The sequence below is a fragment of the Curvivirga aplysinae genome (genome assembly GCF_009711445.1).
In the GTDB taxonomy this organism is placed as follows: Bacteria; Pseudomonadota; Alphaproteobacteria; order UBA8366; family Aestuariispiraceae; genus Curvivirga; species Curvivirga aplysinae.
In genome coordinates, this window is sequence record NZ_SMMC01000065.1 from 2,501 (window position 1) to 6,046 (window position 3,546).

General features: G+C 50.8%; 1 tRNA gene and 2 rRNA genes. All 3 read left to right on the top strand.

Going from position 1 to position 3,546, the window contains the following annotated elements:
- The first annotated feature begins 120 nt into the window (after nucleotides 1–120).
- A 23S ribosomal RNA gene (locus E1160_RS01000) occupies nucleotides 121–2,863 on the top strand.
- Between the two features lie 235 nt (nucleotides 2,864–3,098).
- Nucleotides 3,099–3,214 (top strand): 5S ribosomal RNA (rrf, locus tag E1160_RS01005).
- A gap of 155 nt (nucleotides 3,215–3,369) precedes the next feature.
- Nucleotides 3,370–3,446 (top strand) — tRNA-Met (locus E1160_RS01010).
- Nucleotides 3,447–3,546: the final 100 nt, after the last annotated feature.

The window sequence follows — 3,546 nt, forward strand, 5'->3', positions numbered from 1 at the left end:
TTCTTATAAGTTTAGATGATTTATTGTCTAAACGGCCATATGGCTTGCCAGCCGTATGGTTTATCAACAGTTCAGTGTTGTATATTGAGATTAATGTCTCTGTATGTGACGATTGAGTGTTTTGAAGTATGAGAAGGGCATTTGGTGGATGCCTTGGCGCATGGAAGCGATGAAGGACGTGTTAGGCTGCGAAAAGCCCGGTGGAGTTGCCAAAAAACTTTGATACCGGGATGTCCGAATGGGAAAACCCACCTCTTTGAGGTACCGGCATCTGAATATATAGGATGTTGGGGCGAACCCGGGGAACTGAAACATCTAAGTACCCGGAGGAAAGGAAATCAACCGAGACTCCCTGAGTAGTGGCGAGCGAAAGGGGACCAGGCCAGTGGCCTGTCATTAACAACTGGAACACTCTGGAAAGTGTGGCCATAGTGGGTGATAGCCCCGTACAGGTACAGTTGATGACAGGTCCTTGAGTAGGGCGGAACACGTGAAATTTTGCCTGAATATGGGGAGACCATTCTCCAAGCCTAAGTATTACCATGCGACCGATAGTGCACAAGTACCGTGAGGGAAAGGTGAAAAGTACCCCTATAAGGGGAGTGAAAGAGACCCTGAAACCGGATGCCTACAAACAGTCGGAGGGACATGAGTCCTGACGGCGTACCTTTTGTATAATGGGTCAACGACTTAATCTAGCGAGCGAGCTTAAGCCGATAGGTGTAGGCGCAGCGAAAGCGAGTGTTAATAGCGCGTATAGTTCGTTGGATTAGACCCGAAACCGAGTGATCTAGCCATGGGCAGGTTGAAGATGCAGTAACATGCATTGGAGGACCGAACCAGATAATGTTGAAAAATTACTGGATGACCTGTGGCTAGGGGTGAAAGGCCAATCAAACTCGGAAATAGCTGGTTCTCCGCGAAATCTATTTAGGTAGAGCGTCGAGTGAATACCCACGGGGGTAGAGCACTGGATGGGCTAGGGGGGCGCGAGCCTTACCAAACCTAACCAAACTCCGAATACCGTGAAGTACTACTCGGCAGACAGACTATGGGTGCTAAGGTCCATAGTCGAGAGGGAAACAGCCCTGACCACCAGCTAAGGTCCCTAAATCGTGGCTAAGTGGGAAAGGATGTGAGAAGGCCAAGACAACCAGGACGTTGGCTTAGAAGCAGCCATCGTTTAAAGAAAGCGTAATAGCTCACTGGTCTAGTTAAGCCGTCTTGCGCCGAAGATGTACCGGGGCTAAAGCCACGTACCGAAGCTGTGGACTTACATTTATGTAAGTGGTAGCGGAGCGTTCCGTAAGCCGCTGAAGCGGGCACCGTGAGGGTCCGTGGAGGTATCGGAAGTGCGAATGTTGACATGAGTAGCGATAAAGAGTGTGAGAAACACTCTCGCCGAAATCCCAAGGGTTCCTGCGCAAGGCTAATCCGCGCAGGGTGAGCCGGCCCCTAAGCCGAGAGCGAGAGCTGTAGGCGATGGGAACCAGGTTAATATTCCTGGGCCTGTGGATGAGTGACGGATGGCGTAAGTTGTATTTGCTTATCGGATTGTGAATGCAGCGAAGCTGTTCCAGGAAATAGCCTCCACATGTAGACCGTACCCTAAACCGACACAGGTGGGATGGTAGAGCATACCAAGGCGCTTGAGAGAACTGCGTTGAAGGAACTCGGCAAAATACTCCCGTAAGTTCGCGAGAAGGGAGACCTGTACTTGGGCAACCAGGTATGGGTGGCACAGAAATGGGGGTGGCGACTGTTTACTAAAAACATAGGGCTCTGCGAAGTCGAAAGACGACGTATAGGGTCTGACGCCTGCCCGGTGCCGGAAGGTTAAAAGGAGTAGTGAGAGCTGCGAATTGAAGCCCCGGTAAACGGCGGCCGTAACTATAACGGTCCTAAGGTAGCGAAATTCCTTGTCGGGTAAGTTCCGACCTGCACGAATGGCGTAACGACTGCCCCACTGTCTCCAACGCAGACTCAGCGAAATTGAATTCCCCGTGAAGATGCGGGGTTCCCGCGGTTAGACGGAAAGACCCCGTGCACCTTTACTACAGCTTCGCAGTGGCATCAGGATCTATATGTGTAGGATAGGCGGGAGGCTTTGAAGCGGGTACGCCAGTATTCGTGGAGCCAACCTTGAAATACCGCCCTTGTATATTTTGATGTCTAACCGCGGTCCGTTATCCGGATCCGGGACCCTGCGTGGTGGGTAGTTTGACTGGGGCGGTCGCCTCCCAAAGAGTAACGGAGGCGCGCGATGGTGAGCTCAAGACGGTCGGAAATCGTCTGATGAGTGCAATGGCAAAAGCTCGCCTGACTGTGACACCGACAGGTGGAACAGAGACGAAAGTCGGTCATAGTGATCCGGTGGTCCCGCATGGAAGGGCCATCGCTCAACGGATAAAAGGTACGCCGGGGATAACAGGCTGATACCCCCCAAGAGTCCACATCGACGGGGGTGTTTGGCACCTCGATGTCGGCTCATCACATCCTGGGGCTGGAGCAGGTCCCAAGGGTATGGCTGTTCGCCATTTAAAGTGGTACGTGAGCTGGGTTTAGAACGTCGTGAGACAGTTCGGTCCCTATCTGCCGTGGGTGTACGAGACTTGAGAGGAGCTGTCCCTAGTACGAGAGGACCGGGATGGACATACCTCTGGTGGACCTGTTGTTACGCCAGTAGCACAGCAGGGTAGCTATGTATGGACGGGATAACCGCTGAAGGCATCTAAGCGGGAAGCCCCCCTCAAAACTAGGTCTCGCTGAGAACCGTGGAAGACTACCACGTTGATAGGCTGGGTGTGGAAGCGTAGTAATACGTGTAGCTTACCAGTACTAATTGTTCGATAGGCTTCAATCCTTAATCGTCGCTTACAGTGACATTAATCTTATCCTAATGACTTATACGAAGTTAGGACAGAATATTGAAGTATACATTCGCTGAACGAAATATAGATAACTTGATCTTTGTGGTTAACGCCACTTCAGATCAGGAACTCGTATCAAGCAAATACAACTTATAATCTTATTAAGTAGCACTTAGTGCTCTTCATTAACTTTATCTGTATCCGTACAGATACCTTGTCTATCGATGGCTTGGTGGTTATGGCGGGGGAAGATCCACCCGATCCCATCCCGAACTCGGCAGTGAAAGCCCCCAGCGCCAATGGTACTTCGTCTTAAGACGCGGGAGAGTAGGTCGCTGCCAAGCCTTCCATAGACAAGATCACAATGATCAAATTACATAAACCCATTCAGTTAACGCTGAATGGGTTTAATCTTTAAAGATTATCGCGGGCCCTTCCCGAAGCAGCGTCAGCTGCGTGGGAAATCATATCTCACCCCGCGGTAATAAAAAAATATTACCGCGGGGTGGAGCAGCCCGGTAGCTCGTCAGGCTCATAACCTGAAGGTCGTCAGTTCAAATCTGGCCCCCGCAACCAATATGTGAAAAGGTCGTCCTAGAGGGCGGCCTTTTTGCGTTTTAGTTTACTGAGATCAAAATTTGAACTGACGAATAAAGGCAGGGCAAACGTAGGTGAT